The sequence below is a fragment of the Prochlorococcus marinus str. MIT 0919 genome (assembly GCF_027359375.1).
Classification (GTDB): domain Bacteria; phylum Cyanobacteriota; class Cyanobacteriia; order PCC-6307; family Cyanobiaceae; genus Prochlorococcus_D.
The window spans coordinates 1,484,694-1,509,401 of the sequence record NZ_CP114779.1; the positions used below are offsets into that span (position 1 = coordinate 1,484,694).

The following is a 24,708-nucleotide window of genomic DNA, read 5'->3' on the forward strand; positions in this document are numbered from 1 at the left end:
ATTAAATTATTTCAGGTTGAATAGGACCTCGAAGGCTACCTTCTCTAAATTGTTTGATATAAGGATTATCAGTTTCCCTAAATTCTTGAATTGTGCCATCCCATTGGATCTTACCTCCATATAGCATTAACACTCTTTCAGCAGCTCTTTCTATTGTGCTCATTACATGGCTGACAACTATGGAACAGCCTTTGGCTACATTAGTAGTTTTAATAATTAAATCTTCTATTCTCGTACAAGCTATAGGGTCTAAACCAGAGGTAGGTTCATCAAATAAAAGTAATGGCATTGAAGATGAATTTAAATAAGGGCTTTTAATTAATGCGCGAGCAAAGCTGACTCTTTTTTGCATTCCTCCACTTAATTCGCCAGGTAATTTATTACTTACATTGTAGAGGCCAACTTCTTTAAGGCAAGTTATGACAATGTCTCTTACCTTGCTTTTACTAAGGCTTGTATTTTTTCTTAAGAGAAAACCTACGTTTTCTTCAACTGTCAAAGAGCCTAAAAGTGCAGGGTTTTGAAAAACTAAACGCACGTCTGGAGGATTGTTTTGGTCCAGACGCAAATATTTTTGACTAGTGCCAAACAATTTAATTTCGCCACTTGTTGGAAGCAGCAAACCTGCAAGAACCTTTAGTGTTGTTGATTTGCCACAACCTGATGGCCCAATGATCGCAATTTTTTCACCAGGTTTCATGATTAAATCAAATTGATTTAATACTGGCTTTGAATCCCATTGCACCACTAAACTTTCAATATCAATAATTGGTAAGGTATCTTTTACCATTCTGTTTGTTCTTGAATGTTCCATCTAGCTTCGTTTAAATAGACTCTAGGGCAACTTCCCTTTTAAACTTATTAGCAATTAATCTGCTTTAGTTTTTAGATTTGTCTTTGTTGAATAAGCCATTTAAAAAAAGAACACTTAGGAGGCAAATCTCTAGGCATAACTCCCCTAAGGATACTTTAAGGAAAGGAAGTCAATTAAATTTTTTAAGGCGATCACAAAGGGCGGTGCGTTGGTTATTGCCAGGTTTAGTAGTAAAGCGGTGGATGTTTACTTCTGGAATTGGTTTGATAGTAGCCCTTTTTGGAGCAGCTATTTGGGCGAATTTAAGGCCTGTTTATTGGGCTGTTGAAGGACTTTTTTGGTTTCTTGAAACTATTACTACCTTCCTTCCAAGAAGTTTTACAGGTCCATTGGTATTTCTTGTAGGTATTGGCTTACTGCTATGGGGGCAGAGTAGAAGCTTTGACTCTATACAACAAGCTGTAGCTCCAGATAAGGATGCAATCTTAGTAGATGCGTTAATGGTAAAAAGTAAGCGCAATAGAGGACCAAACATTGTTGCGATTGGTGGTGGAACAGGTTTGGCTTCTTTGCTACAGGGATTGAAGCGCTATAGCAGTCGAATCACTGCAATAGTCACAGTTGCGGATGATGGAGGTAGCAGCGGAATTTTGAGAAGGGAACTAGGTGTGCAGCCTCCTGGTGATATTCGCAATTGTCTAGCCGCTTTATCTAATGAGGAACCATTGCTAACAAGGCTGTTTCAATATCGCTTCTCTTCTGGCACTGGCTTGGCTGGTCATAGCTTTGGTAACTTATTCCTTTCGGCCTTAACTTCCATTACAGGTAATATTGATACAGCCATTACGGCTTCAAGTCGAATTCTTGCAGTTCAAGGTCAAGTTGTTCCTGCCACAAATGCGGATGTGTGCTTATGGGCAGAGTTGGAAAATGGAGAACATGTTGAAGGGGAATCATCTATAGGGAGAGCTTCAAACCCAATCGTTAGAATTGGTTGTTATCCTGAAAAGCCACCTGCGATACCAAGGGCTTTAGATGCCATAGAGAATGCTGAGCTAATTTTGCTAGGCCCAGGTAGCTTATTTACTTCGTTATTGCCAAATTTATTAGTACCTGAGATTGTTGCTGCAATTCAAAAAAGCAAAGCACCTAAATTATATATTTGCAATTTAATGACTCAACCAGGGGAGACCGATGGACTTGATGTTAGTGGACATATTAGAGCTATTGAAGCCCAATTAGCTAGTCTGGGAATTACAAATCGCATTTTTAATGATATTCTTGCGCAAGAACAATTAGGTGCTTCACCTCTTATTGAATATTATCGTTCAAGAGGAGCTGAACCAGTTAAATGCGATAGGCAAAATCTTATTTCTAAAGGCTATAAGGTTTATTTAACTTCTCTACAAGGATCTAAAACTACACCAACATTAAGACATGATCCAAGGAGCTTATCTATAGCTGTAATGCGCTTTTATAGAAAATATAAAAGAGAGCATTAATATGCATCTTGCATTTCATAGAAATCAGGCTGAACGTAGTCTTTTCGAAGCGGCCAACCTTTCCAGTCTTCTGGCATAAGTAATCTTTTGGGGTGAGGGTGACCAGCAAAATTTATACCAAACATGTCATAAGTCTCTCTTTCTTGCCAGTCACTTCCTTTAAATATTTGATATAAGCTAGGAACCCTCATTTCTTCGTTCCTGTCAAGGAAGACTTTCATTCTGATTTCCCTAGGATGGAAATCATCTTTAAAATCTCTAATTTCTATAAGATGGTAAAAACAAACAAGAGACAACCCTGCCCCTTCGTCATAACCTCCTTGGCATTGCAAATAATTAAAGCCATTACTTTTCAAGGCAGAAGCAGCTTTTAGCAAAAAGTTTGGATTGACTGCAATATTTTCTATCCCTATGTGATCAGATCCTATAGGGGCGTTTTCAATACCTTGAGTATTCAGCCATTGACTTATTGGGCCAGGCTCTATTACCTCTACTTCTTTCGCTTCAGGGTTAGATAGATTTTGTTTTGATGCTTCAGGATCTAATGCCATGTTTGCTATGTGATGGTTTCTTTCGAGGGTTCAGTTTTTGCTTGAAGAGGCGTTTCTTGAGAACCTTTTAAAGCAAATTGTTGAGACTCTGCTTTTAAGTAAGCACCGGTGATTTGAGATTCAACTTTTTTCATCTCATGTCGAACAGTAAAATAACGATGAGTCTGGACTAGCTTCCCTCGTTCTTGAAATGACTCATTACTAACTTTTTTTCTCAATTTGACCACTGCATCAAATATTGCTTCAGGTCTTGGTGGACATCCTGGTAAGTAAAGATCTACAGGGATTAATTTATCTACGCCTCTAACAGCTGTAGTTGAGTCTGCACTAAACATCCCACCAGTGATTGTGCATGCACCCATTGCAATTACATATTTGGGGTCTGGCATTTGTTCATAAAGCCTTACTAGTGCAGGAGCCATTTTCATTGTTACTGTTCCTGCCACAATTAGTAGATCAGCTTGTCTAGGCGAACTTCTTGGAACTAAGCCGAATCTATCAAAATCAAACCTTGAGCCAATTAAGGCTGCAAATTCAATAAAGCAACATGCTGTGCCATAAAGAAGAGGCCATAAGCTACTTAACCTTGCCCAATTATGAAGATCATCAAGGCTAGTAAGAATGATGTTTTCACTTAGGTCACTAGTGACATTTGGGGATCCAACTGGACCACAAGTAGCTTCCCGAATGTCTCTAACTGCATTTGTTGTAGGTAGATCAGTCAAGTAATTAACTCCATTCAAGTGCGCCTTTACGCCAGGCATATGCTAATGCAACTATAAGAATTGCAATAAAAATCAGGGCTTCAATAAATGCCAGTAAACCAAGTTTATGAAATGCGACGGCCCAGGGATAAAGAAAAACTGTTTCCACATCAAATATTACGAAAACAAGAGCGAACATGTAATAACGAATATTGAATTGAATCCATGCCCCTCCTATCGGCTCCATTCCTGATTCATAGGTAAGTTCTCTCTCCCCTTTTTGGCTTTTGGGTGATAAAAATTTATTGGTTACTAGTGCCAGAATCGGAACAGCACCAGAAATTATCAGAAATCCTAGAAATGCGTCGTAACCCTGAAGCGAGAACATTAGATATAAAAAACTTTATTCTTAGTTTGACACTCACTCATAAGTAGTTTCATGGATAGAGTTAAGTTGTGTGAGACTGCAAACGGTGAACGACGAACAAAAAGCTGCATTAGACCAAGCCGAACCCAATAAATTGGGTAAAGACTCTATCAATGCAGATACAAAATCTGATCAGATATCTGATCGTTCTGATGATCTCAGGCTGAATCGATTTGAGTGTAGAGGATGTGGTTACATTTATGATCCTAAAGAAGGCTTGAGGAAATATAAGATTCCTAAAGGGACTCCTTTTAAGGAAATTGACAGGCAAAAATACCGTTGTCCTGTTTGCAGAGCTAGTGTTGATGCTTACAAAGATATCGGCGCTAAATTTAAACCTGCTGAAGGCTTTGAAGAAAACATTCAGTATGGCTTTGGTTTCAATACTCTTCCTCCTGGACAGAAGAATGTTTTGATTTTTGGTGGTCTAGCATTAGCAGCAGCTTGTTTCTTATCTCTGTATTCATTGCATTAACCTTCCTCTCATGAATCGATTATTTAAAATTTCTGCAAATTTGCTTTTGTTTGTATTCGTAGCATTTGCTTTAAGTGGATGTGTCTCTACAACCAGGCTTCCTGTTGCGTCATCTTCTCCTTGGGAGCAAGTGCAGCTTGAGCTTGAAGACAATCCGCTTGATATTGCTTTTGTGGATGAAAACCATGGGTTTTTAGTCGGAGCAAATCGACTGATTCGCGAGACATTTGATGGTGGTTCAACTTGGCAAGAAAGGGCATTAGAACTTCCAAGTGAAGAAAATTTCCGATTAATCAGTATTGATTTTAAGGGCAGTGAAGGCTGGCTTGTAGGTCAACCTGGTTTGGTTATGCATACTGATGATGCCGGGAAAAATTGGAACCGTCTTGTTCTTGGCAATAAATTACCTGGCAACCCTTATTTGATTAAAACCCTAGGAGATAGCTCTGCGGAATTGGCCACTACAGCAGGGGCCATTTATCAAACCGTTGATGAGGGGGCAACTTGGCAAGGGAGAGTGGCGGAGGCATCAGGGGGTGTAAGGGACATGAGAAGAAGGGATGATGGTGCTTATGTAAGCGTAAGTAGTTTGGGTAATTTCTTCGTGACCTTGGAATCAGGTCAAGAAAGCTGGCAACCCCACCAAAGAGCTAGTAGCAAAAGAGTTCAAACCCTAGGCTTTCAACCAAATGGCCAACTTTGGATGTTATCGAGAGGAGCTGAAATTCGTTTTAATGAAATTGAAGGTGATTATGAAAGCTGGTCCAAGCCAAAAGTTCCAATAGTAAATGGATACAACTACTTGGATATGGCCTGGGATCCAAACGGTCATATATGGGCTGGAGGGGGTAATGGGACTCTTCTGTTAAGTAAAGATCAAGGAGAAAGTTGGGAAAAAGATCCTCTAGGTGAATTAATTCCTACAAATTTTATAAGGATCTTTTTTATCGATAACCCTGAGCTAAATCAGCCAAAAGGCTTTGCCCTAGGTGAAAGAGGGAATCTTTTGAGATGGATTGGTTAGTCTTTATCACTTCCGAATCCACAACGCTCTGTAACCATGCTGCAAAACCAGCACAACTTTAGATAGAGCCTTGATAAGATCTTTAAGCTAATACGCGTGAGGCTATGGCTGCCGGCTCCACCGGGGAACGCCCGTTTTTTGAGATCATTACAAGTGTCCGCTACTGGATCATCCATGCGGTAACTCTCCCAGCGATCTTTATCGCAGGATTCTTATTTGTGTCTACAGGCCTTGCCTATGACACATTTGGAACTCCCAGACCAGACACCTATTTTCAGGCATCTGAAACTAAGGCTCCAGTTGTATCAGAGCGTTTTGACTCTAAGGCTCAACTTGATTTGCGCCTGAAATAACCAATGACTAATTCTTCTTCTCCATTACAGGCTGTTGAAGTACGCACCTATCCAATCTTTACGGTGCGTTGGCTTGCAGTACATGCACTGGCTATCCCAACAGTATTTTTCTTAGGTGCGATTGCAGCAATGCAGTTCATCCGTCGTTGATTATTCGACTAATTTTTAGCCATGCAAGTTAATCCAAATCCAAACAAGCTTTCGGTTGAATTAAATCGAACAAGCCTTTATCTAGGTCTTTTGCTTGTTTTTGTTCTAGGGATTTTGTTCTCAAGCTATTTCTTTAACTAAACCTTTCTCTAATCATGAGCTCAAAATTAAAGGGACCTGATGGCCGCATCCCAGACAGGCTTTCCGATGGGAGACCTGCTGTTTCATGGGAAAGACGCTGGACAGAAGGTACTTTGCCTTTATGGCTAGTAGCTACTGCTGGTGGCATAGCGGTAATTTTTGTTCTAGGGATCTTTTTCTATGGTTCTTACACAGGTGTTGGTTCTGCTTAGGACCCTTCTTTGTAAGCTTCCTCGAAGTTTCCCCAGTAGCTTTTAGTAAATAAATTGATTTTCTTGAAGGTTTCTTTAGGGACCTTATATTTGTTTGTCAACAAACTATTCTTTAATGCCGAGTGAGACTCACTTTTAGGTCTTGTTTCAGCAATTATTTTAGCGGTTGCTTCTACTATTGTGTTTGCAACCTGAGCATTTGCTTGAAGGTTATCTAGAACCATATTTACATTTACATCCCCGTGCCGTTCATGCCAGCAGTCATAATCGGTCACCATGCTTATTGATGCATAGGCAATTTCTGCTTCTCTTGCCAACCTTGCTTCTGTATGGTTAGTCATTCCAATAACCTTGCAGCCCCAGCTCCTATATAGAGCTGATTCGGCACGAGTAGAGAATGCAGGCCCTTCCATTGCAAGATAAATGCCTCCTTTATGAAGTTGACGTCCCTCAGGCATCAATTTAATTCCTTCTTCTGTAAGTAATCTTGAAAGATTTGGGCAGAAAGGATCAGCCATAGTGACATGGGCCACTACGCCTTCTGAAAAAAAGGTTAAAGGCCTTTGATGAGTCCTATCAATAAATTGATCAGGTACTACCATATCTAGAGGCCTTACTTGTTCTTGGAGCGATCCAACTGCAGATGGTGAGAGTATCCATCTGACATCCAATGAACGTAGAGCCCAGATATTTGCAAGATAAGGGACGCCTGTAGGAGTAAATGTATGATTTCTTCCATGTCGAGCTAGGAAAACTACTTCCATCCCTCCAAGAGTGCCCAATCTTAATTTGTCCGAAGGTGCTCCATAAGGAGTTTGAATATCAAGTTCTTTTATATTTTCCAAATTGTTGATTGAATAAAGACCACTCCCTCCTAAAACTCCAAGCCTGGAATTTTTTAAATGGCAGGTAGCAGATCCTTTTTCATGAAAATCTGAAGAAAAATGTTTGCTGATCATTTGGTCTTAGCTGGTGGTGGTCATACCCATGCACTTATTTTGCTTCGTTGGGTGCTAAAGCCCCATTTAAGGCCCAAGGGTTTAATTACATTGGTTAATAGAAATAGCACGAATATCTATTCAGGTATGTTCCCTGGTGTGATCTCTGGTAAATATAAGATTGATGATGCCGCAATAGATCTTTTTTCTTTAGCAAATAGAGCAGGTGTTTCATTTGTACTAGCTGAAATAAAAGCATTAGATCCTCATCGTAAAATTTTACTTTTAACAAACAGAAATCCCATAAATTTTTCTACTATTAGCCTAGATATTGGCAGTGAAACTATATCTAATTATAAAAGTAATTTGCATTTTACAAATAATAGTATTTGTAAAATAAAGCCATTTTGTAAAGCTTTTGCATGGATAAAAAAGTTAGATGAAGATCCTGTAAGTCAAGAGATTAAACCTGTAACTATTGTTGGCTCTGGCCATGCTGCTATTGAAATAGCATTGGCTTTACGTAAAAGATGGCCGCTAAGGGAATTGCAATTAAAAGCATATAGACGCAAACTAAAAAGATCTTATATTAAGGATTTATCAGCAAAAAATATTCGCTTAATTGAGCCTCAAGATATTACAGAAGGACCTGTATTGCTTTGCACAGGAAGCCAGCCTCATCAATTGCTTAAAGAGGCGGGCTTGGAGCTAAATAGTGTTGGAAGAGTTTTAACAAAGGATACTTTTCAAGTTCTTAATCATCCGAATATTTTTGCAGCCGGTGATTGCGCAGTGATTGTTAATCAAGAGAGACCTCCTTCTGGTGTTTGGGCCGTTAGATCAGCAAGACCTCTTGCTTTGAACTTAGAAAAATTTTGCAGAGGTTCAAGAGTTGTGTCATGGAAGCCTCGGAAATTTGCTTTGCAATTAATAGGGAGTAATTCTATAAAAACCCTTCCATCTGCTTGGGCTTCTTGGGGCTCGATTCTGGTGGGCCCTAATTTTTTGTTTTGGAAAGTTAAGGAGTTAATAGATCGTCGGTTTATTGCAATGTTTAATTCTTCGAGGTCCATGGAGGAACACAATGAAACAGCAAGCTTGCTATGCAGAGGTTGTGCCTCCAAAATTGCTTCTTCAACTTTAAAAGAAGCTTTGCTAGAGGCTGATTTAGATCACTTGGCACAGAGTCCCGAGGACGCATCTCTAATTACTACCTCTAACAAGGGAGAAAATATTGTTCAAACGGTTGATGGTTTCCCAGCATTGCTAAGTGACCCTTGGCTTAATAGCAGATTGACAACATTACATGCTTGTTCTGATGTCTGGGCGACTGGAGCTTCTGTGTTTTCTGCACAGGCTGTTATAACTCTTCCACAGGTGAGTTCTTCTTTGCAGAAAGAACTTCTTGTTCAATGTATTTCAGGGATTCAATCTGCTCTTGAACCCCAATCTGCTCGGCTAGTAGGGGGACATACCTTTGAATCAAGGAGTGAGCTTTCTGATCCAATAACTCTTGGAATAGAAATTTCACTTTGTGTTAATGGTCAATTGCCATCTAATCAATCTCCTCTAAGAAAAGATGGCCTGGAACCTGATGATGCACTCTTAATTAGCAGGAGTTTGGGCAGCGGAATTTTGTTTGCAGGTGCAATGAGAGGACAAACTTTGATTGCAGATATTGATTCGGCATTGGATCAAATGAGTAAAAGTCAACACATGATTTTGCGCAATGATTATCTCAAAGAAGATTTAGGTGGAACTTTCCCTGGTTTGGTACATGCTTGTACTGACATAACGGGATTTGGATTACTAGGTCATCTCAATGAGATGCTTTCTTCTAGTAATCATGCAAGATCAGCTATTGGTAAGGAACAATTGCAAATTTATTTGAATGCAAAATCAATACCTGCTTTGCAAGGTGTCAATAATCTTTTAAGAAAAGGCATTACCAGCACATTCGCAGATTCAAACAGAAGTTTCTTGTCTTTATTACACCCTTCAAAGAACTTAAATCCTTCAATTTATTTGGATTTAGCTGATATTCCTAAAGAGAGTTATGAACATCAACGAATCAAGGAATTAATTATAGATCCGCAAACATGTGGCCCTTTAGTAATAGCTTGCTCTCAAGAGGATGCACACAAGCTTATAAAAAATACTAACTGGATTCAAATTGGCTTTGTTAATCAAGTTTAAATCTATAAAATAAGCGTAAGACAATTATCTATTGTCTAGTTCTAAATCTCTCAGCCGTTTTAATTCTTGCCCGATTTTTGGGCCAGGTTCCCACCCTTTACTCAAAAGTTCTTTTGCAGTTAATTTTGATTTAACTAACCTCCACTTTTTTAGCCATTTAAATAATGGCTTCCACAAAGGAACTCCTAGGCATATGGCTATTACAACTGAATCTCTCTGCCAGTTAGAGTTTTCTATTAGGCTGCACCATTTGGATGGCTTCCAAGAAGAAAAATTATTTTCTTTTTGAATTATTGAAACTTCTTGTTTGATTTCCATAGCTTGTGCTAAGCAATCCATGTGGTGTTTACTTAAACCTAATCTTTGAGCTAGTAAAGTAGGTTTTTTAGCAGCAGATATAAAAGCTATTAATGGATTTAAATGTAATTTAAATGCACATTTAATACGTTTTTGCCAATAGCAATCATTTTGCAAGTCCTCATCTAATAAAACTAAGGCCTGCCAATCTTGTAATTTCCTTATGCAATTTTCCCAAGGCTCATCCTCTAATAAAATATCTAATTCCATACGAAGCCTTGATGATAATGCAGGAGGTGCACTTTTTGGACAATCTTTATCGGACCAATTCCAAGGCCAGATATTTAATGTTGATATAACCTGCTCTAATGATTTTGACTCTAATTCAAAACCTAACCTACCAGCATATCTTGCAGCTCTAAATATTCGAGTTGGATCTTCTTCAACACTTTTAGCATGGATAAATTCAATTTTTTTATCCCTAATGGCATTTAGACCTTGGTATTGATCTATCAAATGATTACTTAGGAGCTCTAAACAAAGAGCATTCATTGAAAAATCTCTTCTTCTTAGATCTTCTTTAATATTGCAAGGTGCAACTTTGGGATTCTCGCCAGGAAATAGATAAGTTTCTTTCCTTGCAGTAGCTAAATCAAACCTCACTTCATTAATTATTAATTGAATTGTTTGATATATAGAATTTCTTTGAGCAATTGAGACTTTTTCTGATTTCAGATTAGTTTGCAAAACCTCTGCAAACTCTTCTGCTGAACCTTCAATTACAAAGTCAATATCCTTGTATTTGCCTAAAGTACTTTTATGAGTACAATAAATAATTCGATCTCTTATCACACCTCCGACTATCCCTATACGTTTTATAGATGCTTCTTTAGCAGAAATTTTTATAATTGATAAAAAATTTTTTGGTAATCCTGGCAACTTATTTAAAAAATCTGGACTAATGATTTCTATTATCGGTTTATCCATAAAACTATCTTATACTTAAAATTTATTAATTAGTAGGATCTGAATTTTCTTCTACTAGTTTTATTGGTGCAAGTCTTGGATCAAGGATTTTTGGACTCATGCCATTGAATTTAATAGCAATAGACATTTTCTCACCACTTCCAAAAATATGCGTTACTTCTCCTGATCCAAATGCCGCATGCTCAATTTTATCTCCTACAGACCATGACCTTCCCTTTAAAGGATTTGAACTTTTTCGTCTAACAGCATTGCTTGGAAAACTTTTTTCGATATTTAAAGAATTATTTGTTTGTCCTATTCGATCCACTCTAGTTAGACGTTCAAGATGTCTGTCCCTTCTTAAAGCTGTCCCTCCATTTAATTGAATATCTCCTTCTAAAAGCTTTGTTGGAATCTCCGAGAGAAAAATAGATGCTACAGCAGGTTCTCTCATGCCTCCCCATAATCTTCTTTCATTTGCATGAAATAAAAACAGTCTTTCTTGTGCTCTTGTAAGACCGACATAACATAGCCTTCTTTCTTCTTCTAATGAAGCTGGATCATCAAGCGAGCGATAACTAGGAAACAGTCCTTGCTCTAAACCTACAAGGCAAATAATTGGAAATTCCAAACCTTTACTGCTGTGCAAGGTCATTAAAGTAACGCGATCATTGACAATATCTGTATTGTCTGCGTCGCTTGATAAAGCAGCTGTAGCTAAAAAACCCTCCAGATCAGAGGTCTCGTTTTCTTCTTGATATTGAAGCGCAGCATTTACAAGTTCTTGTAAGTTTCTCCGTCGCTCTTCTGCTTCATCAGTTGCAGCAGCAATAAGTTCGCTAATATAACCACTCTTTTCCATGACTAATTGGATCAGTTTAGACGGTTCACTATTGTTTAAATATGAATTGAGATCTTCGATTAATTCTTTAAATTTTAACAAGCCTTTTGCAGACCTACCCCCTAAAGATCTAATGGCTTCTGGATCACTAACAATTTGCCATAATGGAACACCTAGTTGAGAAGATGCATCACTAAATCTCTGAACAGTTGTTTTACCTATACCTCGCTTAGGTACATTTAGAATTCTTAGCAAGCTAACGCTATCTGAGGGGTTAATTAAAAGCCTCAGGTAAGCTAAAATATCTTTTACTTCGCGCCTATCGTAAAATCTTAATCCTCCTACGACAATATAAGGTATGCTCCATCTGACCAGTGATTCTTCTATAACTCTGGACTGAGCATTAGTTCTATATAAAATAGCAATGTCTTTCCACTTTAAGTTCGAGTCAGATGCTGCTAATAACCTAAGTCTGTGGACTACAGATTCTGCTTCAGATATTTCATCATCACATCTTGTAAGTTTTATCATTTCACCTGAATCCCTTGTAGCTTTTAAAGTCTTTTTCAACCTTTCTTTATTGTTTGATATTAATGAATTTGCAGCATCTAAGATTGTCGAGGTTGACCTATAGTTTTCTTCTAATTTGATAATATTAGAACTCTTTGACTTTGGATCTTTGTTACTAAAATCGTTTTGAAAACCCATAAGTATTCTAAAATCTGCTGCGCGAAAACTATAAATACTCTGATCAGCGTCTCCAACAACAAAAACAGAACGACCTGACCAATTTGTAAATAAAGATGGACTTATTCCATTGGTTACTAAAAGCTTAATTAATTCATATTGAGTCCAATTTGTATCTTGGTACTCATCTACGAGCAGATGTTTAAAACGATTATGCCAATAAGATCTGACCTCTTTATTTTGTTGTAAAAGTTGAACTGGTAGTAAAAGAAGATCATCAAAATCAAGAGCATTATTTGCTGCTAATGCTTTTCTATAAAGACTATATATCTGAGCTATTAACTTATCTCTTTGACCTTCTGCCTTCTCAGCAAATTTATCAGGTAATATTCCTAAATTCTTGGCGTTACTGATAGACCATCTGATTTTTTTTGGCTCAAACCTCTTTGGATCAAGGTTCATATCCTGAATTATAATTTCTTTAATCAAGCTTTGTGCATCTCTCTCATCATAAATAGAGAAGTGTTTTGTCCAGCTAAGACCTTCCTTGTCTATAAGCCTTTCAATATCAAATCTTAAAAGCCTTGAAAATAATGAATGAAATGTTCCAATCCAAAGGTTCTTTGTGACTTCTCTATATATAAGAGTCCTGAATTGATTCTTTTCAACATCTCTTATGCTTGACCATGGCTGTCCTAATTGATTCTCTGCAAGTCTTCTTGCTAGAAGCAACTCTAATCTTTCTTTCATTTCTTTTGCTGCTTTATTTGTGAATGTCACAGCAAGAATTTCATAAGGATCTACTTTGTATTCACTTATTAAATGGGCAATACGGTGTGTTAATGCTCTAGTTTTGCCGCTTCCCGCTCCTGCTACAACCAGTAAAGGACCTTCATGATGGTTGACAGCATTTGATTGTTCTTCATTGAGACCAAAAAGAAAACCAGATTGTTTTTTATTTGCCATTACTTATAAAACCTTCATGTGAAATATTTTGTTTTTATTGTTGTATATAGCCATTGGAAATCTTTGTGGAAGTCTGCGTTAATTTGACTTATCACGTTGCTTTATAAGTTGATCAAGCACTCTCTGTAGATTAGTTAACTCTGTGTTTTCGTTAAGTGTGGAATTTATTTTTTTTTCTGGAATTTGAAGCTTTTGCGAGATAACGGTTATCTCTTCCTTAAGCCTATCCCTATACACGGTAAGCATCTCTATGGATTTATTCAGCTCTTGGATGTTCGGTTCAGTCATGGCTTCATAGACTTATTAGGAGGGTAACCCATAATCACGCGAAGGATTGGATTGGTTTTCATTTCAGGCACTGAGTTAAGTCGGGCTTTTTCTTATCAACTTCAGTTACGAAGCATTGCGTTGATCAATTCACTTCGTTGGAGGTGCCAGTAGAAGAGTTAGGTTGGTTATTGGTGCTTTTCCTTACGGATCAAAAGCACTTTAATCACATCACAGACAAGGCTTAAAGACATTCAGATGCTTGATGCATTCTCACGTGCTGTAGTTAGTGCTGATTCCAAAGGCTCACCTATTGGAAGTGCTGAACTTGCTTCTCTACGTAAATACGTAGCGGATGCAAACAAAAGAATTGATGCAACACTTGCTATTACTCAAAACGTTTCTTGTATAGCAGCTGACGCTGTATCAGGAATCGTATGCGAAAATACTGGTTTGACTCAGCCAGGTGGCAACTGCTACCCCACTAGACGTATGGCTGCCTGTCTTAGAGATGGAGAAATTATATTGAGATATGTCAGCTATGCTTTGCTTGCTGGAGACCCTTCGATCCTAGATGACAGATGTATTAATGGTTTGAAAGAAACTTATATAGCTTTGGGTGTCCCTATCGCTAGTGCAATTAGGGCAATAGAAATAATGAAAATAGCCACCGTTGCAATTATGACTGAAACAAATACCGGTAGAAAAATGTTTGATGGCATTAATTCAGGAACAGGAGCTCAATGTCAGGATATAGCCTCAGAAGCTGCATCTTATTTTGACAGAGTAATCAGTGCCCTCAGTTAACTGATTAATTCTTACTTAATTCAATTCTTTTTTAAAGAAAGCGGAAATGAAATCAGCAGTCACCACAGTACTCTCTTCAGCAGATGCTGCTGGCAGATTTCCTACAATTAGCGATTTGGAGTCAGTTAAAGGCTCTTTTGATAGGGCTCCTGCGCGATTAGAAGCAGCTGAAAAACTTTCCATTTATATAGATAAATATACTTCAGCTGCATTAGATCAAGTCTATGGAGTTGGGATTTACGACCAGGCAAATAAAGATAAGTGTGCACGAGATATAAATCACTATTTGAGGTTGATTAATTATTGCTTGGTTACAGGCGGAACAGGTCCTTTAGACGAATGGGGTATCGCAGGGATGAGAGAAGTAATTAGAGCTCAGATGTTACCTACTGCAGCATATGTAGAGGCCCTTTCATTTGTTAGAGATCAAATAGATATCCCAGGTGAGATGGGCCAGCAAGCTGCAACAGAGTTTAAGGCTTTGTTGGATTATTTGATTAATGCACTTGCCTGAGAATAATATTTTTGAAGAATCTTTAGGAAATTTCTAAAAAGAAATTCCTTTTTATGAATCGGTTATTTAAAAAAAAAGCTGATTTTGAAGCTTTATTAGAGGCTTTCCGGCATCCAAATCCAAATCTTAATGAAGAAGCTTGCTTGCAGATGAGGGCTTATTGGCCTAAAGAAACGATTTTGTTCCTAACAAATAATCTTGATAGTGATGATGTTCAAATTAGAAGAAAATCCGTGAAATTCCTCTCGACCTTTGGTATACAAATTGTTGAGCCTATCATGAATTTATTTATATCTTCAGAGAAAGTTGTTTTAAAAGTAAGCTGTTTAAAAGTATTAATTAAGCTTGCAGCAAATAATAATACAGATGACTTTTTTACTAAGGTCTTTAGTCTCATTGAATTAGCAATAAAAGAAGATTCAGCTGAAATAATCCTTTCCGTTATTTGTTTATTAAGGCAATTAGGGAAAAAAGGACTGCCAATGCTTATAAAATTAGCAATTAATACAGATAATATTCTTGCTTCTAAGGCTGCTATTACAGCAATAGGAGAGATTTCTGATACTAGATCAATAAATTGCTTGAATCAATTACTAGATGATTCGGCTTTAGACTTAATTTTGCGAGAAAGTGCAATATATGCTTTATCAAATTTGGAATCTAATTGATTTAAATCTTATTTTTCTAGATATTAGTTAGACTATTTATGGCAAGTTTAATAATTTTAATCACTTCTATATTTTTTTCTTTATCTAATCTTTGCTGTAGATAGCTAACCTGACCTAATGCATTAAATCTCATTAGTGATAACGCTGTCTGTTTCCTAACTTCATTATTATCGCTATTTAATTTGTCAATTAATGCTCTTGAAAACCATTCTTCTTGTTGAAAGAAATTAATTAACCTTATAGCTTCAATTTGCACTTCATACGAGGGGTCATTTAATGCTTCCTTAACAATATTCTTTGCATCTCTATCGTTTAAGTTTTCTATTTGATCTCCAAGTGCAGCAATTGCAGATGCTCTAACAAGTTGATTTTTTGACTTAGCAGCTTTTTTGATTTCTTTAGATCCCTTTGCCCCAATAAAAGCGAGTCCCCATCGTGCAAGCCCACATTGTGTTGAAGAACTTTGAGGGTGTTCTAGCACTTTGACTAGATATTCAACAGCTGTTCCCCCAAAAATTGCTATAGCTCCTGCTGAAGATCCTTGCACAACAGGATCCTCATCATTTAGTAATGCTTTAAGTAGGTCGGGCAATGCTTCTGGATCACCAACTAATTTAAGTGTTTTTGCGGCAGCTCTCCTCACGGTTACATTCTTACTATTTAATAATGCTTGGCGAAGTTGAGGTAAGGCTTTAGGGCCTATTAATCCAAGACTTTCAGAGAATGTTCTCCTAAGCAGGCCTCTTTGGTCTGCAAGCCCTGCTATAAGCGCTCTGATTTGACTTTCAGTTCCTTCAAGCTTTTGACCTTTTTTAAGACTTAAAGTCAATTCTTTGGCAAGAGTCGCAGCCTCGTCGGCAGTAAGGCTTAATTCTTGAGTATTAATTGAGGACAGGAAGCTTTCGTTCAAACTTCAAATAATTCTAATTCTATTATGGTGTGTTAGGCATTGCTAAAAGCTCTAGCTAAGCATTTAGCTTTGTAAATTCCTCCGAGAGGCTTTCTATGCAATTAGTAAATTAGTTATATGAATTAAATCTGATTTATATATGAAATCAGACTTGTTTGATAATTTGCCTTGTCTTCCTAAAGATTTGGCTTTTAGCATTTTAGACACTCCAGTTAATTGCTTGAAACTTTCAAGTGACTATTACAAAGCAATTTTTCATTTAGCTAAATACCCAGGGTTTGAAACCGAAGAAAAACTTATTTTCTTTCTTAACAATCAATCTTCTGAGCAGCCTATACACATTGCAAAAAGAAAAGCGATAGAAGTTTTAGCTCAATTAAATTGTAAGCGGGCAATGCCTTTTATTAGAGTTTATTTAGATAGTCCTGATCCATATACTGTAGAAAGCACCATATGGTCATTGCAAGAACTTGGTTGCCGAGATAAAGCCTTTGTTAGAAAAGTCAGTTCTTTACTTTGTAAGCCAAATCAAAATCATAGGTTTCTAATTCAAGCACTTGTCAAAATGGAAGCAAAATCTGAAATTCATATAATAAGAGATTTTTTTAATAATCCAATTGCATCACAAGCTGCGAAAGGTGCATGTATAGCAGCATTCTCAAAATTGATAGGAGACAAATCTTGCTTGGATCAATTGCAGGATTTCTTGAAATCTTCAAATCAGAATGATAGACAATCTGCTGTTCAAGATATTATAGATTCCAATAGTATAAATCTTCTTCCAAGAGTTCTAGAAGCTCCAATATCTCCATTTTTTAAATGCCGTGCAATTAATTCTTTATTCACTGAAGATTTGTCACCTGAGAAGAATCAGGGAATTAATGTTCTAGAATTTATTAATAGAGTTTTAATTGATAATCCAAGTCAGATATCTAATTTATACCATTATGGAAGCACTACAGATGTAAATTATTTGATCAATCAGCTACTCAATACAGATTTTGCAAAATCTTATGGCGCAATAGAAATTTTGATGACCAAAGATATCAGAGATCTATTACCTTGCTTAAAGAAATTATGGGATAAATTGACAAAAGATTATGGCTCGATTTATTTCTTGACAATGCTTTTTAGAGACATAGGAAAGCTAGAAAAACATGATCAAAATAAAATTAAAAAGTTCTTATTTTCTTGTTTAGGAAATAATTGGCCTTTGTTTATGAAGTTTAGGCCTTCAGCAATTATATCTTTAATGATGATAGACAAAGCTATGTGCAAAGATTATATACCTAATTGGCTAGATGAAAAAAATAATCCATATTGGGCTTGTCGCTATGCTGTATTGATGTCTATTGAAGACTCATTTAATCTAGATGAAATAATAGAATTTTCTCCAATTATCCAAACTCTTAATCGAGATAGTCATAGGTTTGTACGAGCAAAGGCTTTACAGATTGCTTCTAAGTTCTAGATTATTTAATTAAGAAAATATTAATCAATATTTTCTTCTAGCCTGACAAATTTAAGAGCACCAGATATCGAACCCCAAATCTTTTCATTTGTATCTATATCAAATCCTTCATCTATACTCACCCAGCTATGTTTATTTATCTCCACTTGGCTTATTAAATAAGTTTCTTTGCCATCCTTTTGTATGATACATTTCTTACAATTCTTTAGCTTTCCTATATAATGACCTTTATCTAATTCGGTAAATTCCATTTCGCAACCATTTCTAATTTTTATTTGACCTGCTTCGATATATTTCAGTAAATCACTTTGGAATCCAGCTCCAGCAACTTTTTTTGAATTAGTCAACATGAAATTCTTTAATAAAAAAGTGTTATTCTCGTAATATAATTTATGTACAGCTTGACGATATGGCGACCATGGACTGTAGTTGAAACTTTGCTCGGAATAAAAACTAGGCACATTAAATAAATCAATTGGAAGCGTTCTTACATATATATCAATATGTGCAAAGTCTTTTGGACTATTAATTGCTTGCTCTTTATTACTAAAGTGACCGGTAAATGCTCTAGTAAAGTTATCTAATCTACTTAGATTCATTAATTCTTACTTCAGAGCAGAACGAAGATTGCAATATCCCTGACCCTTTTGTTGTACTAACAATAGATGACCTGCATCGAAAATTATCGGTTTGAAACCATATCTTTTCCTCTGCAAAAGATTGATTATATTCCGTTGATAATATCAAGGTGCCATCATCTAAAAAATTAAACTTAGATATGGTTTTTACTTTTTCGGTATAGCCAATGCTTCGAATAATAATCCCATTTTCTTTCCCAGTTATTATAGGAACTAATATAGTTGATCCTTGCATGTTGCCTTCTAGATCATTATTTCCCCAATCACTATCTGGATTCCAACTTATTTTAAAAGGGGATTTAATAGTTCCAGTTTGAGCGTTGTACTCCTCAGCCAGTTTTTTGACATTGGGATTATTACTAGTTAAAGATTCAATTGAAATAGTACTGACAATGTCTTCAAATTGCTTGAAAGCTAGGGAATGGCTGCTTCTCATTGACTTCCATTTGCCTAGGCTTTGAGCGACAAATTGCTCAATCCTCATCTTCAGTATTTAAAGCTTTTTCTTTACCAGCCCTTAAATCTGGATGACTACCTTGTTGAATCATTCTTACCATTGAATCCACCATCATTGACATTGCCATTGGAACTTCTTTGCCGGATGGAGTTTGAGCGGATTGATCCCCTGGTTTTTTGTTCGAATTAGGTCTCTTTATAGTCATTCTAATGTTTCTTGCATCAACAATTTAGATTATCACTAGTTGCAAAACCCTTTTGATAGGCAGCAGTCTTTATAAAGCTTGATGTCCTAGCCCCTATAGGGGAGTCCCAAAATCGCTCGTAAGGGACTACATCCTCACCAAACAACTCTTGGTATTCTATTGAATCTATAATTGAATCAATATGATTATCGAAACCATAAGAGTTAATCAACTCTATATTGTTTATTAGCTCATTTTGATCAACGATTGGCCGTCCAAGTAAATGCTTGAAATTCATTTCTAAGCATTTAATCTGACTGACTTTTGTAAAATAGTGATATTTGTAGAAACTTGACTTAGCAAGATCTCTTACAAAATCTCTAATACAGATATCTCCATTCCGGAGTCGTCTTTCAGAGTCTATAGACTTTTCACTATCCATTGGGTACAAGTTTCCATAAACTTGTTTATAACAAGCAGTTATTGCAATTTTTAGTGAAGAGTCGTCATATGGTGTATATACTTGATAAGTAAAAGCCTCAATATTATCTGTAATATACTTTTTACCAATTGGTTTTTGTTCAATTAGATAATTCTCACGTTTATATAATCTAGTAAAAGTATTCTCAAGTGATATTAGGTTTGGTTTTAAGCCTGAATATAAGTTTTCCTTGAATTTAGTTGGTTGGCCTGGCATACAAGCACTTTTTGAGTGCATATAATAAGTAGTCTGATTACTTCCCGCCACTCTACTTTTACCATAGCTGATTGGATGCTTGGTGTTTATACCTGAAAGTATTCTTTCGAAAGAATTTTTAGTAAGATGTTTCATTTAAGAGATTGATCAATTATCCAGATCTGCCATAAGTATATTTTCCATTTTTGATGAAGTATCAAGTTTGAATTTTTTAATACTAACCTTGTCCAGTATTAATACTGCAATAATAGTTATAATTATTTCTAAAAAGAATACAAATGAGAATGCTATTAATGGATTTTCAGGCCCTGATATAACCCTTCCAATATCCAGCAAGCCTCCTCCTAGTAACTTGCCCATAGCTCTTGAGAGCGCTTGTGCAAGTCCCCATACCCCTACAAATGTGCCTGCCACTTCCGGTAAAGTTAAATCAAGCATTAAAGATAGTGCACTATTTGTAGCTATACCCGCTGCTAATCCAAATATGAATAATACTCCGAATAGTAGGTTTTCATTTTTAACAAAACCACTCAAGACTAATAAAATTAGTGATGATGTTATCATCCAGCAACCAATTTTTGCAGTTGAGAACTTCCCAATCCTAGGCGTTATCCATAGGCCTGCAATTAAAAGTCCTATGAGTGTACCTACTCCCCAATATGCATTTAGTAATGTTGTTTTAGATATTGGTAAACTAAAAACTTCAGCTCCAAAACTTTCTAAAATTGGATCTTGCAAGAAAAGACCTAATGTATAAAAAATTAGGAAGCTAAAGAATATAAATATTTGCTTACTAGATAATATCAATGCCCAAGCTTCTTTAAGGCCAATTTCCTTGGCTTCATTTTTTTTACTATGTATTTGCTTTGTACCTTTTTTTTCAATCCCTAGACAAGAAATGATTGAAATTGCAAAGATAATTAAACCGACTCGAAGCATAAATTTCTGCAGGGTTGTCTGCAAAATCAATGGGTCAGATATTCCATCAAGACCTTTAGTTGCTATTGATATTGCTATCGCACCTACGACTATTCCAATCGTTAGCATACACCAGATAATTCCAACCACTCTAGGCCTTTCCTTTTCATTGGTAATGTCAATGACTAGAGCTAAATAAGGGGTTGTAGCCATTGAAATGGCTAACCCATATAGCGCAAAAAGTGAACATAATCCGAGGGCGCTTAAGACTATCGCTGGAGTTGAACCACTACTTAAGGCATTATTAGTAATAAATATTACTGGGATCGAAAGAATTGCAAGTAGGCAAAATAAAGCAGTTCCAATATATATATAGGGAGTTCTTTTTTTTCCTTTGATGGGCCATCGATCAGAAATATTGCCAAAAAGGACTCGTGAAGGTGCCACTAATTGTTCAAAGGCCAGTCCTCCTCCTACCAGTATTGCGGGGAAAGCAAGTTCAGAAATCATTATTCGATTCAGCATCCCAGCAAAAATTACTGCTAGACACCCCAAGCATCCTTGGAATAAGCTCAACCTTGCAAGCTTTATCGGGGGCAGATGAGTTGAGTTTTCCAAGGTAATCTCAGTATCAATAGGTATGATTTCTTCTCAACAGATTAGTATTTATAGAATTAATTGTTTTAAATTTCATTATATATAATGTATTGCTTTAATAAGGTGATCAAATGATAGAGCCTATTTCGAACACTAAGATCCAGAATATTTGTTGTATAGGGGCTGGGTATGTAGGGGGCCCCACAATGGCTGTGATCGCAGATCGCTGCCCCTCCATACAAGTAAAAGTTGTTGATATTAATCAAGCAAGAATTGATGCCTGGAATAGCTCTGATCTCAGTAAATTACCAGTTTATGAACCCGGTTTAGATCTAGTAATAAGTCGAGCAAGAAATAGGAATTTATTTTTTTCTATAAATGTTGAAGATGCTATTGCTCAAGCAGATATGGTTTTTATATCTGTAAATACTCCTACGAAAACTAAAGGCCTGGGAGCTGGTAAGGCAAGTGATCTTCGTTGGGTTGAGGCTTGTGCTCGTCAAGTAGCAAAGTTTGCGAAGCAACATACGATTGTTGTTGAGAAAAGTACTTTGCCAGTAAGGACTGCAGAAGTAATTAAAACTATTCTCGAAGCAGCACAGTCTTCTTTGGGCAACATTTTGAACCCATCTACATTTGATGTTTTGTCCAATCCTGAATTCTTAGCAGAAGGGAGTGCTATCAAGGATTTAGAGAATCCTGATCGAGTTTTGATTGGCGGTGAAAGTAAACAAGCTATTGAATCATTAGCTTGGATATATAAGCATTGGGTAGCTGAAGAGAAGATCTTAAGAACTAATATTTGGAGTAGTGAGTTGGCAAAACTAACAGCAAATGCCTTTTTGGCCCAGCGAATTAGTTCTATTAATTCTATAGGGGCTTTATGTGAAGCTACTGGAGCCGATGTTAGAGAGGTGGCCAGAGCGATAGGAACTGACAGTAGAATAGGGTCAAAGTTTTTGGATGCAGGCCCTGGATTTGGTGGTAGTTGTTTTAAAAAGGATATTCTTAATCTTGTATATTTGTCGCGACACTTTGGTTTGCCAGAAGTTGCTGATTTTTGGGAAGGTGTAGTTGAATTAAATACATGGCATCAACATCGCATATCAAGATTAGTAGTTAAAAAACTCTTTGGTACTTTGTCTGGTAAACGTATAGCTTTACTTGGCTTTTCTTTTAAAGCAAATACAAATGATACTAGGGAGTCTTCTGCTATTAATATTGCTAAAGATTTATTGGATGAGGGAGCACTACTTTCTATTCATGACCCAAAAGTTAGCCCTAGTCAAATAGAGCGTGACTTGGGACAGGCAAGGGCTAATTTGAAAAATATTGAATTGAATAAAAATTCAATGGAAGGGATATGGTGGTTTTCTGAAGATATTTATGAAGTATGTTCAGCGGCCGATGCAGTGTTGATTTTGACGGAATGGCACCAATACTCTGAAATTGATTGGCCATTAGTTGCAACAAAAATGAGAAATCCTGCATGGGTATTTGATGCAAGATCAATAATTAATTCAGAAAAAGTATTATCTGCTGGATTACAATTCTGGCGGGTAGGAGATGGATCAGAATTAGACTCTTAGAGTCTTAATCACTTTAAATTAAGTAATCGAATACGGAATTTTGCGATTTTTATAGCTTCGGCACGTGAATTTTTGAGGAATGGATGATCTTTAATCAAATTGAGTATTTCATTAATTTTTTCGTCTACTAATAATTCACTTTGCTTTTGAAACTGATGGGTTTTCCATGCATCATCAAAAGCCATTGAGAAACTATCAGCATTGTTATAAACATTATTTTTGCTCTGCATTTTAATTAACCATTTTTTGATAATGCTACCTAATTAACACTTTCCCTTGAAAGAAAAAGGTCTTTAGCTAAGTGGATTGATAAATTGTGTGAACACTTTAAAATGCCAGGACGCAGATTTGAACTGCGGACACGGCGATTTTCAGTCGCCTGCTCTACCAACTGAGCTATCCCGGCTTGTCGCAATGGCTACTTCTTGATCTTATATCAGCAATAGGACCATATAACTTTGTTGTTCCCAACCTATTGAATTTGAGTTGCATTTATCTTTGCTTCCTAACTGCTTGCATTGCTAGATATGCCACACCTTCAGCCGGTTGCCTATTAGAACTCACAATTGGGATTCCTATTTTCCTTTCTCTTATTCGACGCCATTGAGGGTTCCGAGCTCCTCCTCCGATAGTGATTATTCTTTTAGGCTTGCTGCCAATTAGATCTCTAAATTTAGACCAACCCTTTTTCTCTATATTCGCCATTCCTTCAAGAAGCCCATGTAAATATAGAGAGTCACTGATTGGTCTTGGTTCGAGAATGGGGTCTAAATTTGGATCCTCAACAGGGAATCTCTCTCCTTTGCATGCTAAGGGAAGGAGATTTAAGCCACTATCTATTTCTGGATCTATTTGTCTGCTTAACTCCATCAGATCTTTATCAGAAAAAAATTGCTTTAGAACTGAACACCCAGCATTCGAAGCTCCTCCAGCTATCCATTGCCCTCCAAGGAAATGATTCGTAACCCCTGGCTCTTGCATTGGTTTATTAACAAACCGTTTAATTACTATTGTGCTTCCTAAAACAGTTACACCATCATCGAAATCTGGGTTGCTTGCAAGAATTGCTGCATTTGAATCCGTAGTTCCTAAAATTATTTGCATGTTTTGTGGGAGATCTAGCGCTTTTGCTATTGATTCAGAAACTGTTCCAATAGAATGACCGCTAGGTATAATTTTAGGAAGATGATTCTCAAGGTTTAATTTTCCAATTTCTTCGTTCCATTTTTGGCTTAATAAGTTCCAACCAAGTTTAAGATTATTCCCTTCTTCTCCATACTCCCAATTATTTGCTAGCCAACCAATTATCCAATCTGCTTGATGCCTCAAGAGGATTTTGCTTCCATATTTGTTTACCAGATAAATTGCTTTAGAGATGCTTGGTGTTGAATTTAATTTGCTTTTGTTGTTGCCAGCCTTCTTAGGTACGCTCTCTTTTATATCATCCAGAGAAATATAATATGGTATTGCAGGTCCTAATGGTTTCCCTTGAGAATCGCATGCTAATAATGTTCCCGAAGTACCATCGACTGCACAGGCTGAGATTTTATTTTTAAGCTTTTTAGGTGTATTTTTAATTAACAAACTAATGCACTTTACCCATTCATTGCAATCCTTCAGCTCAGTCAGATAATTTTCCGAAGAAGAATAAATAAGTTTTTTTTGAGCATTAATAATTGCAATCCGAACCCCACTAGTGCCAAGGTCTATTCCCATGGCTAATTGATCGTCTTTCATCTGTTAATTG

At 36.7% G+C, this 24,708-nt stretch carries 29 protein-coding genes and 1 tRNA gene; 13 read left to right on the forward strand and 17 right to left on the reverse strand.

Annotation, left to right across the window (positions count from 1 at the left end; all coding sequences use genetic code 11):
• Window position 1 precedes the first annotated feature (1 nt).
• On the reverse strand, window positions 2-814 hold the full coding sequence (locus O5635_RS08095) for an ABC transporter ATP-binding protein (RefSeq protein WP_152557284.1): 813 nt from the start codon (window positions 812-814) through the stop codon (window positions 2-4).
• Window positions 815-1,056: 242 nt separating this feature from the next.
• Between O5635_RS08095 and O5635_RS08100 the strand changes: the two genes are divergently transcribed.
• Window positions 1,057-2,316 carry a uridine diphosphate-N-acetylglucosamine-binding protein YvcK gene (locus O5635_RS08100; protein WP_152557297.1) on the forward strand — a complete coding sequence of 420 codons (1,260 nt, stop codon included), beginning with the start codon at window positions 1,057-1,059 and terminating at the stop codon, window positions 2,314-2,316.
• Here the strand turns inward: O5635_RS08100 and O5635_RS08105 are convergent.
• From O5635_RS08105 to O5635_RS08115, 3 genes are read right to left on the reverse strand one after another with little or no spacing between them, the layout of a single operon-like run.
• Window positions 2,313-2,867: an NAD(P)H-quinone oxidoreductase subunit J gene (locus tag O5635_RS08105; protein WP_072013257.1), complete on the reverse strand. Its 555-nt coding sequence runs from the start codon at window positions 2,865-2,867 to the stop codon at window positions 2,313-2,315. The two genes, O5635_RS08100 and O5635_RS08105, sit on opposite strands and share 4 nt — an antisense overlap.
• Window positions 2,868-2,872: 5 nt before the next feature.
• Window positions 2,873-3,631: an NADH dehydrogenase subunit K gene (locus O5635_RS08110; protein WP_193742008.1), complete on the reverse strand. Its 759-nt coding sequence runs from the start codon at window positions 3,629-3,631 to the stop codon at window positions 2,873-2,875.
• Window positions 3,597-3,959 carry an NAD(P)H-quinone oxidoreductase subunit 3 gene (locus O5635_RS08115; protein WP_036901345.1) on the reverse strand — a complete coding sequence of 121 codons (363 nt, stop codon included), beginning with the start codon at window positions 3,957-3,959 and terminating at the stop codon, window positions 3,597-3,599. The genes O5635_RS08110 and O5635_RS08115 overlap by 35 nt, the downstream gene beginning before the upstream one ends.
• Before the next feature lie 148 nt (window positions 3,960-4,107).
• Between O5635_RS08115 and O5635_RS08120 the strand changes: the two genes are divergently transcribed.
• The 6 genes from O5635_RS08120 (at window position 4,108) to O5635_RS08145 (ending at window position 6,353) form a co-directional block, all read left to right on the forward strand.
• Window positions 4,108-4,473 (forward strand): rubredoxin, encoded by a 366-nt coding sequence (locus tag O5635_RS08120; protein WP_420063651.1) that lies wholly within the window; start codon window positions 4,108-4,110, stop codon window positions 4,471-4,473.
• 10 nt (window positions 4,474-4,483) lie between these two features.
• Window positions 4,484-5,497 (forward strand): photosynthesis system II assembly factor Ycf48, encoded by a 1,014-nt coding sequence (locus tag O5635_RS08125; RefSeq protein ID WP_036901341.1) that lies wholly within the window; start codon window positions 4,484-4,486, stop codon window positions 5,495-5,497.
• Window positions 5,498-5,601: 104 nt separating this feature from the next.
• On the forward strand, window positions 5,602-5,850 hold the full coding sequence (gene psbE, locus O5635_RS08130) for a cytochrome b559 subunit alpha (protein ID WP_036901340.1): 249 nt from the start codon (window positions 5,602-5,604) through the stop codon (window positions 5,848-5,850).
• Window positions 5,851-5,853: 3 nt separating this feature from the next.
• Complete coding sequence (gene psbF / locus O5635_RS08135; RefSeq protein WP_011124484.1) at window positions 5,854-6,000, forward strand: cytochrome b559 subunit beta; 147 nt, start codon at window positions 5,854-5,856, stop codon at window positions 5,998-6,000.
• A 21-nt stretch (window positions 6,001-6,021) separates the two neighbouring features.
• Complete coding sequence (locus O5635_RS08140) at window positions 6,022-6,141, forward strand: photosystem II reaction center protein L (RefSeq protein ID WP_011124485.1); 120 nt, start codon at window positions 6,022-6,024, stop codon at window positions 6,139-6,141.
• 14 nt (window positions 6,142-6,155) lie between these two features.
• Window positions 6,156-6,353 (forward strand): photosystem II reaction center protein J, encoded by a 198-nt coding sequence (locus O5635_RS08145; protein WP_036901339.1) that lies wholly within the window; start codon window positions 6,156-6,158, stop codon window positions 6,351-6,353.
• Here the strand turns inward: O5635_RS08145 and mtnP are convergent.
• Window positions 6,350-7,312, reverse strand: a complete 963-nt coding sequence (gene mtnP, locus O5635_RS08150; RefSeq protein ID WP_036901338.1) for an S-methyl-5'-thioadenosine phosphorylase — start codon at window positions 7,310-7,312, stop codon at window positions 6,350-6,352. The genes O5635_RS08145 and mtnP overlap by 4 nt on opposite strands.
• Here mtnP and selD point away from each other — a divergent pair.
• The gene (selD, locus tag O5635_RS08155) at window positions 7,298-9,487 is read left to right on the forward strand and encodes a selenide, water dikinase SelD (RefSeq protein WP_036901337.1); all 2,190 of its coding nucleotides are present in this window, start codon (window positions 7,298-7,300) and stop codon (window positions 9,485-9,487) included. The genes mtnP and selD overlap by 15 nt on opposite strands.
• 24 nt (window positions 9,488-9,511) lie before the next feature.
• Here the strand turns inward: selD and O5635_RS08160 are convergent, their stop codons facing one another.
• The 3 genes from O5635_RS08160 to O5635_RS08170 form a co-directional block, all read right to left on the reverse strand.
• Window positions 9,512-10,771, reverse strand: a complete 1,260-nt coding sequence (locus O5635_RS08160; protein WP_052042768.1) for a CCA tRNA nucleotidyltransferase — start codon at window positions 10,769-10,771, stop codon at window positions 9,512-9,514.
• Window positions 10,772-10,796: 25 nt separating this feature from the next.
• Window positions 10,797-13,244 (reverse strand): UvrD-helicase domain-containing protein, encoded by a 2,448-nt coding sequence (locus O5635_RS08165; protein ID WP_036901336.1) that lies wholly within the window; start codon window positions 13,242-13,244, stop codon window positions 10,797-10,799.
• A gap of 78 nt (window positions 13,245-13,322) precedes the next feature.
• The gene (locus tag O5635_RS08170; protein ID WP_036901329.1) at window positions 13,323-13,532 is read right to left on the reverse strand and encodes a hypothetical protein; all 210 of its coding nucleotides are present in this window, start codon (window positions 13,530-13,532) and stop codon (window positions 13,323-13,325) included.
• 237 nt (window positions 13,533-13,769) lie between these two features.
• On the opposite strand from O5635_RS08170, the gene O5635_RS08175 reads away from it, so the two are divergent.
• Genes O5635_RS08175 through O5635_RS08185 form a run of 3 tightly spaced genes read left to right on the forward strand, consistent with a single transcriptional unit; the run spans window position 13,770 to window position 15,500 of the window.
• A complete protein-coding gene (locus tag O5635_RS08175) occupies window positions 13,770-14,318 on the forward strand; it encodes a bleomycin hydrolase (RefSeq protein WP_036901327.1) in 549 nt (182 codons plus the stop codon).
• Window positions 14,319-14,364: 46 nt separating this feature from the next.
• Window positions 14,365-14,832: a bleomycin hydrolase gene (locus tag O5635_RS08180; RefSeq protein WP_036901326.1), complete on the forward strand. Its 468-nt coding sequence runs from the start codon at window positions 14,365-14,367 to the stop codon at window positions 14,830-14,832.
• Window positions 14,833-14,885: 53 nt separating this feature from the next.
• On the forward strand, window positions 14,886-15,500 hold the full coding sequence (locus O5635_RS08185; RefSeq protein ID WP_036901324.1) for a HEAT repeat domain-containing protein: 615 nt from the start codon (window positions 14,886-14,888) through the stop codon (window positions 15,498-15,500).
• 16 nt (window positions 15,501-15,516) lie between these two features.
• Here O5635_RS08185 and O5635_RS08190 read toward each other — a convergent pair whose 3' ends face one another.
• Entirely contained in the window at window positions 15,517-16,410 is an 894-nt protein-coding gene (locus O5635_RS08190; protein ID WP_036901323.1) for a HEAT repeat domain-containing protein, read from the reverse strand.
• A 184-nt stretch (window positions 16,411-16,594) separates the two neighbouring features.
• Between O5635_RS08190 and O5635_RS08195 the strand changes: the two genes are divergently transcribed.
• Entirely contained in the window at window positions 16,595-17,881 is a 1,287-nt protein-coding gene (locus tag O5635_RS08195; RefSeq protein WP_269607449.1) for a HEAT repeat domain-containing protein, read from the forward strand.
• Window positions 17,882-17,901: 20 nt separating this feature from the next.
• Here the strand turns inward: O5635_RS08195 and O5635_RS08200 are convergent, their stop codons facing one another.
• Genes O5635_RS08200 through O5635_RS08220 form a run of 5 tightly spaced genes read right to left on the reverse strand, consistent with a single transcriptional unit; the run spans window position 17,902 to window position 21,393 of the window.
• Window positions 17,902-18,480, reverse strand: a complete 579-nt coding sequence (locus tag O5635_RS08200; RefSeq protein WP_036901320.1) for a chromophore lyase CpcT/CpeT — start codon at window positions 18,478-18,480, stop codon at window positions 17,902-17,904.
• Window positions 18,467-18,955: a phycobiliprotein lyase gene (locus tag O5635_RS08205; protein WP_241462937.1), complete on the reverse strand. Its 489-nt coding sequence runs from the start codon at window positions 18,953-18,955 to the stop codon at window positions 18,467-18,469. Before O5635_RS08205 ends, O5635_RS08200 begins: the two co-directional genes overlap by 14 nt.
• 37 nt (window positions 18,956-18,992) lie before the next feature.
• On the reverse strand, window positions 18,993-19,181 hold the full coding sequence (locus O5635_RS08210) for a hypothetical protein (protein WP_036901318.1): 189 nt from the start codon (window positions 19,179-19,181) through the stop codon (window positions 18,993-18,995).
• Window positions 19,182-19,197: 16 nt separating this feature from the next.
• A complete protein-coding gene (locus tag O5635_RS08215; protein ID WP_036901317.1) occupies window positions 19,198-19,992 on the reverse strand; it encodes a phycobilisome rod-core linker polypeptide in 795 nt (264 codons plus the stop codon).
• A 12-nt stretch (window positions 19,993-20,004) separates the two neighbouring features.
• Window positions 20,005-21,393 carry an MFS transporter gene (locus tag O5635_RS08220; protein WP_036901316.1) on the reverse strand — a complete coding sequence of 463 codons (1,389 nt, stop codon included), beginning with the start codon at window positions 21,391-21,393 and terminating at the stop codon, window positions 20,005-20,007.
• A gap of 110 nt (window positions 21,394-21,503) precedes the next feature.
• Between O5635_RS08220 and O5635_RS08225 the strand changes: the two genes are divergently transcribed.
• Entirely contained in the window at window positions 21,504-22,961 is a 1,458-nt protein-coding gene (locus O5635_RS08225; RefSeq protein ID WP_036901315.1) for a nucleotide sugar dehydrogenase, read from the forward strand.
• A gap of 8 nt (window positions 22,962-22,969) precedes the next feature.
• Here the strand turns inward: O5635_RS08225 and O5635_RS08230 are convergent, their stop codons facing one another.
• The 3 genes from O5635_RS08230 to O5635_RS08240 all read right to left on the reverse strand — a co-directional run bounded on the left by O5635_RS08230 (window position 22,970) and on the right by O5635_RS08240 (window position 24,698).
• Complete coding sequence (locus O5635_RS08230) at window positions 22,970-23,191, reverse strand: hypothetical protein (protein ID WP_036901314.1); 222 nt, start codon at window positions 23,189-23,191, stop codon at window positions 22,970-22,972.
• A 103-nt stretch (window positions 23,192-23,294) separates the two neighbouring features.
• Window positions 23,295-23,367 (reverse strand) — tRNA-Phe (locus O5635_RS08235).
• Between the two features lie 86 nt (window positions 23,368-23,453).
• The gene (locus O5635_RS08240; protein ID WP_036901313.1) at window positions 23,454-24,698 is read right to left on the reverse strand and encodes an FGGY-family carbohydrate kinase; all 1,245 of its coding nucleotides are present in this window, start codon (window positions 24,696-24,698) and stop codon (window positions 23,454-23,456) included.
• Window positions 24,699-24,708 lie beyond the last annotated feature (10 nt).